Genomic DNA, 5856 nt, shown 5'->3' with positions numbered 1-5856 from the left:
CGTATTATGAAACTTATATTGCTAAAGTTTCAGATAAATTTAACCTTATTGATGGTTTAAAAGAAGGAAAAATTCAGGTTGAAAATTTCTTTAAATCTATTCCTAATGATAAATTGGAGTATCGCTATGCGGAAGATAAATGGAGTGTTAAAGATGTTTTTCAGCATATTATAGACAACGAACGTGTTTTTATGTACCGCTGTTTCAGAATAGCAAGGCAGGATAAAACTCCTTTAGCTGGATATGAGCAAAATGATTATATAATTCCTTCAAATGCTAATAAAAAATCTTTAGAAAACTTAATTGAAGAGTATCAAGCGGTACGTCAAAATTTTATAGTGCTTGTAAAAAGTTTAAGCGAGCAAGATTTGAAGCAAATAGGTACCGCAAGTGATAGTGTTTTGTCTTCAAGAGCAGCTGTATTTATTACTCTTGGGCATGAAATTCACCATGTAAATGTTATAAAAGAGCGTTATTTGTAACAAACATTATTAAGCATTTATAGCTACTGTTCTATTTTTAAGCATAAAAAAAACAGTTAATGAAAGCAATCCAAAAACAGAAAAACCAATAAATAATGGTAGTACAGACGTATTAACAAAACTACCAATATAGTTTGCAATTGGAACTGCTAATACCGTTGATAAAAATCCATTTATTGCTGCTCCAATTCCAGCAATATGACCCAAAGGTTGCATAGCTAAAGCCCTTAAGTTTCCAAAAAGAAAGCCAACAGCAAAAAACTGTAAAGCAAAAAAACTTATTAAAACATAAATACTTGGGTTGATGCCGGACCAAAATATAATCACATATAATAACGAAATAGCTGTGTATGCAATACACGAAATATAGGCTAGTCGCATCATTCCAAATTTTACAACCAATTGGCTATTTAAAAAAGTAGAAATACCAATTGAAATAGCTAAACTCGCAAAAATATATGGGAACATTTCCGCTAAATTATATTGTAATTGGAATATTTGTTGTGAGGTGCTTAAATAAACCATAAAAGATCCTGTTATAAACCCAGAGATTAGTGTAAAGGCAATGGCTTCTTTGCTTTTAAAAAATTCTTTTGTTCCGTTAATAAATAAATAGGATGAAAATTTGATACGCTTTTCTTTAGCAAGTGTTTCTGGTTGTCTTAGCCAAAACCAGACTACTATAATCACACCAAAAATTAAATTAAAATAAAAAATAGATTCCCAATTAAAAAAACTAATTAATAATTGCCCTAAAGTAGGTGCTACAACAGGAACTAAAAGAAAAAACATAACAATTATGGAAATAATTTTAGCCATATAATCTCCATCAAATTCGTCTCTAACCATAGAAATACTTATGGTTCTAGCAGTAGAAAGACCAAAACCTTGAAGTGTTCTTCCAAAAATCATCCATTCAAAGCTTTTAGTGGTTACGCAAATGATACTTGCAATAATAAATATTACAAAACCAACATAAACTAGCGGTTTTCTTCCAAAACTATCGGATAATGGACCTAAAACTAATTGACCAAAACCTATTCCTAAAAAAATCATGGTAATAAGTAACTGGTTGTTTTCAGGGTTATTAACACCCAATGAGGCACCAATTTCCGGTATGGCTGGTAATAATGCGTCTATTGATAAGGCCACGATAGACATTAAAGATGCCATTAAAGCAACAAATTCAAACTTAAATGCTTGGGGTTTATTCATTGGGCAAAAATAATAGTTAATTAACTTTAAATTCGAAAATAGCCATCTATTAATACAATCTTAACATTAGCAAATTTGATTTGATTGTTTTATGCAAAAAGATAAGTGGGCTGAATATTTTTAAAGTACAACAAACGGTTATTTTTTTAAACAGTTTTGGGTAGTCTTATTTAGTGTTATATTTGCTGATAATTAAAAACATGTCATTTTATGCCGTTTAAAAAACTCATTCAACCTTTAAAAGATACCATTGAAAACAAGGGTTTTAATGAGCCATTAGCTTTTCAAAAATTAGTTTTATCAAAAATTAAAGGCGGCGCAAGTATGTTTTGCATTGCTCCTAAAGAGGCTGGTAAAACAACATCTATAATACTTAGCGTTATTCAAAAGCTAAAAGGTGAGGCATTTGAAGATGCTCCGAGAGCTTTGATTTTTGTTCAAGATAAACAAGCAGCTTTGGATCTTGAACTTGAGTTTAAAGCATTTTTAAGAGGTTCAGATTTAAGAGTGTATTGCGCATACGATGAAAAAAATATTGATGACCAACGGAATGAAATTTACGATGGTGTTGATATAGTCATTGCAACTCCAAAAAGGTTAAACAAACTCTATTATCTTAATGGCATAAATTTGAATAAGCTACAAATGTTTATTATTGAAGATGCCGAGTTTTTGTTTAAAAATAACAATTTAGCAGAAATAACAAGGACTCCCGAAAGTATAGGGAAATGTCAATATTTGGTGTTTTCAACGGCGTTTGATAGCAGGTTTGAACGTTGGCTTGAAACCTTTATGTATAATGCTCAAATTATTAAATCTAAATAATTTTTAATGAAACAAAAATTTGTAATTCACTTTTTTGTGACTTTATTATTTAGTTTTTTTTCAATTGTTGGGCATGCACAATTAAAAAAAGAAAATCTAAAATTAGGACTTACCTACGGGGCTGGTTCTCAAAATAAATACCCGTTTAACGCTGCGGATTATACACATGAAGTTGATTTTTATAAAATTCAAATAAATTATAGGTTTAAGGATTATAGAAAATGGGCTTTTGAAATTAATTTAGAACCCAGTTATAATGTAGCTGAGCATCAACTTTTAAATAAGTATTACATAAAACCTTCAGATGCCGATAATTATCAAGAACTAACCGAATTGTATATGCAAAAGCGCACCATTAACGAATTGGTGTTAAACTGTGGTTTTATAGCTAGATATAAATTAATTAATGGTTTAAGCACTTTTGCAATAGTCAGTTTAGGCCCGATGCACTCGGATAAAGCAACTGAAAGATTAGCTAAAGGGTTTGCCTTTTCAGATATTTTTGGTTTGGGTTTATCTTATGAATTAGAAAAATTGCAATTTGATTTCAGATATTCCGTTCGGCACACATCAAACCTTGAAATGAAACAGCCAAACGGCGGCCATAATACAACAAATGCCGAGTTTTCTGTTTTATTTAAACTTTAATTATTCTCATATTATCTTGTAATCTTTTACGTATTTAGTTTATTTTTGATTACTTTTGCTTAGCTGTTAATTAAATCAATTATAAATCAAAATAATGTTTGGTTTTCGATCCCCAATTTACTTTGTTAGCTTCTGCTTATCATTTTTTGCTATTAGCAATTTTGCCTTTAGTCAGGATGATAATGAATACTATAAACTTTTAGATTCAGCAAATTTTCATATAAATCAAAGTTCGGAAAAAGCGTTATCCTTTCTTCAAGCTATTCCTATTCCTGTTGAAAAAAATATTCCTGGTAGGGTGGCCGATTTTTATTCATTAAGAGCCATTATTCATGATGAGTATAATGAATTTACTAAATATCATCAGTGTGTTATTCTAGCAATTAAATATGCTGAAATTGAAAAAAATTATTGTGTTGGAGGTGAAGCTAGTATAGGTTTGTTTTCAAATTTATACTTCATTGAAAAAGATAAAACGGCATTAAAATATTTGGAAAAAGCCAAAATGTTTTTTGAAAAGTGTGATTATGAATATGGTCTTTTAGATGTTGAACAAGTTGAGGCTTATGCAAAACTTCTTGATCAAAACTATAATGAGAGTAACGATATGATTATGAGTAAGTTGGATGTTTATAAGAATATAAAAGAAGATCCCTACTACCATATGTTTGCCTTATATATGTTAACTTTAAATCATATAGGTTTGAACAATTTTGAAAATGCACATAAGTATTTTAATGCATTCAAGAAAATAGAAACCGATCCGCTAACCATCGAATTTAATTTTTTATCATTTGAAGGTGCCCTTAACCATAGTTTTGCCGAGGCATTTTTTAAAGAAAAAATAATAGATTCTACACAGTATTATTTGAAAAAAACCACAAAGAGCTTAAATTATCTGGCAGTCGGTTCCTTAAAAGAATATTATAGATTGAATGCTGATTTGAGTAAGTATTTAGGAAATATAGATAAATCAAAAATTTATCTTGATTCATTAATGCTATTGCAAAAGCAAATGTTTGATAAAACTATAGAGGCTAGTTTTGAAGTAAATCACTCGTTAGAAGAGGCTGAATCTAAATTAATGGAACAAAATGAAAAGGTATCTTTTAATAGTTTTTTAGCTGGTTTTTTGGTTGTTGTTTTATTGCTTTTAAGTTTATTTAGTTTTAGTTATTATAAAAAACAAAAAAGGAAATTACTGGTTTCTAATCATGAGGTAAAAGATAATTTATCCATTTTAAAAACAAATAACAAGCAGCTTTCAACAAAAGTTTATGGATTGGAAGAGTATATTAATAATTTAAAAATAGAGGTTAAGCAAATATCAAGAACAGAATCAATTGAATTGCAAAGGGAAAAAATTAAAGATTTATATAAAAATTTGCACATTAATTCCTCAACTTTACTTGATAAAAATGAAAACCATTTAGAATTGGTTAACGACCTTAATGTTGAGTTTTTTAAGAAAATTAAAGAGGAACATCCTGAATTAAACAAATCTGAAATTATTATTTGTTATTACCTGTTTATGGGTTTTACAAATAAAGAAATAGCGGTATTTTTAAATGCAACTATTAGATCGGTAGAGAGCAGACGTTACAGAATCTCCAAAAAAATGAACCTCTCTATAAAAAACATACCACTTCTTGACTTTTTGCAAAAGAATTATTCAGACACATTAAAAAAATAATTCAAATTAAAATGCATTTTTCAGCTTTTTATCGGATTGCGTAGTGATTGAGTATCCAATTTTTAGGAAGGCTTAAGGGTTTTAATGATATTTGTTTTGCTATTATCAATTCTTAATGATTAAGCACTTTTAACGGCTTGTTTTTTTAAGGTTTACTTAAAAAAAAGATTTGATTTCCTTGGTTGGTTGAAAATCAAATTTAGTTTTAATTAGTTAACAAGTATATTGAAGTGATTAATTTTTGAACTTGTTTAAGTTCATCATTTTGAAGAATTAAAGAGGAGTCTAGAAATAGGCTCCTTTTTTTGCTTCAAATTTTAGTTATTATTTCAGTATTAATTAATGGTTCGCTACTTAAAATAAAATATTTTTTTTAATTGAATTGGTGCTATATTTGATATATAAATTATTCCTTAATAATTATAAATGAAAAAGTTAGCTTTAATAGTTTTTTTAAGTTTTATTTCAAATAGTTTCTCTCAGAAACTCAGTAACGAGCATATTTCAAAACAAATAATTCAATATAAAAATGATGTTCGCGGACCATACAAAGATATTCGATGGTTTTGTACAGATGGAAGTATCAGGCAACCTAAAGATCCTTGTCCAGATAATATTGGCCCAGGATTTCAACACGCGCGGTATAAAGATGATGTTGTTTCACTAGCAAAATCAAATCAAATTTATTTAGGTCAAATTTTAGCTTATACAGAGAAGGTTGATTTTTGGGATGCAAAAAATAATCATTCCCGATTAAAACAATATCAGGTAGATAAGTATTTAAGAGCTGTTGATAATGGCTGGATAAACGAAAAAGGTCAGTTTTATAGAGGTGCTATTCAAGTTGAAGATGAAGAAGCGTGGGGTATTGATTTCTATAAATGGTTATTAGCTGATGATACTAATATTGAAAAAAACTACTTTTTAATTCGCCAGTCTTTAAAAGATATTCCTCATAGTGGTGACGATAATATATCGCAGCTTATGCGGAGT

The 5856-nt window shown here is 29.0% G+C and carries 5 protein-coding genes and 1 pseudogene; 5 read left to right on the top strand and 1 reads right to left on the bottom strand.

All coding sequences use genetic code 11. The annotated features are described in order from the left end of the window. Positions 1-482: DinB family protein (locus tag WBN21_RS16275; RefSeq protein WP_424202141.1), on the top strand; the 482-nt coding region annotated here is incomplete at its 5' end. Between the two features lie 9 nt (positions 483-491). Here the strand turns inward: WBN21_RS16275 and WBN21_RS16270 are convergent. Then, positions 492-1697 (bottom strand): multidrug effflux MFS transporter, encoded by a 1206-nt coding sequence (locus WBN21_RS16270; RefSeq protein WP_424202139.1) that lies wholly within the window; start codon positions 1695-1697, stop codon positions 492-494. A gap of 210 nt (positions 1698-1907) precedes the next feature. Here WBN21_RS16270 and WBN21_RS16265 point away from each other — a divergent pair, with 210 nt between their 5' ends. The 4 genes and pseudogenes from WBN21_RS16265 to WBN21_RS16250 form a co-directional block, all read left to right on the top strand. Then, entirely contained in the window at positions 1908-2522 is a 615-nt protein-coding gene (locus WBN21_RS16265) for a DEAD/DEAH box helicase (RefSeq protein ID WP_424202137.1), read from the top strand. Between the two features lie 6 nt (positions 2523-2528). Continuing rightward, positions 2529-3170 carry an acyloxyacyl hydrolase gene (locus tag WBN21_RS16260; protein ID WP_424202135.1) on the top strand — a complete coding sequence of 214 codons (642 nt, stop codon included), beginning with the start codon at positions 2529-2531 and terminating at the stop codon, positions 3168-3170. A 94-nt stretch (positions 3171-3264) separates the two neighbouring features. After that, on the top strand, positions 3265-4863 hold the full coding sequence (locus WBN21_RS16255) for a helix-turn-helix transcriptional regulator (protein ID WP_424202133.1): 1599 nt from the start codon (positions 3265-3267) through the stop codon (positions 4861-4863). A gap of 426 nt (positions 4864-5289) precedes the next feature. Then, positions 5290-5856: pseudogene (locus tag WBN21_RS16250) on the top strand (PEP/pyruvate-binding domain-containing protein); the annotation flags it as partial.

This window comes from Algibacter sp., assembly GCF_049667265.1.
In the GTDB taxonomy this organism is placed as follows: Bacteria; Bacteroidota; Bacteroidia; order Flavobacteriales; family Flavobacteriaceae; genus Algibacter_B.
The sequence above is the reverse complement of the archived record's forward strand: the minus strand, read 5'-3'. Positions and strand labels throughout refer to the sequence as shown.

What these genes read in the sequence shown, in the direction of transcription:
- WBN21_RS16270 (WP_424202139.1), bottom strand. Translation starts at nt 1,697, where the DNA reads ATGAATAAACCCCAAGCATTTAAGTTTGAATTTGTTGCTTTAATGGCA.
- WBN21_RS16265 (WP_424202137.1), top strand. Translation starts at nt 1,908, where the DNA reads ATGCCGTTTAAAAAACTCATTCAACCTTTAAAAGATACCATTGAAAAC.
- WBN21_RS16260 (WP_424202135.1), top strand. Translation starts at nt 2,529, where the DNA reads ATGAAACAAAAATTTGTAATTCACTTTTTTGTGACTTTATTATTTAGT.
- WBN21_RS16255 (WP_424202133.1), top strand. Translation starts at nt 3,265, where the DNA reads ATGTTTGGTTTTCGATCCCCAATTTACTTTGTTAGCTTCTGCTTATCA.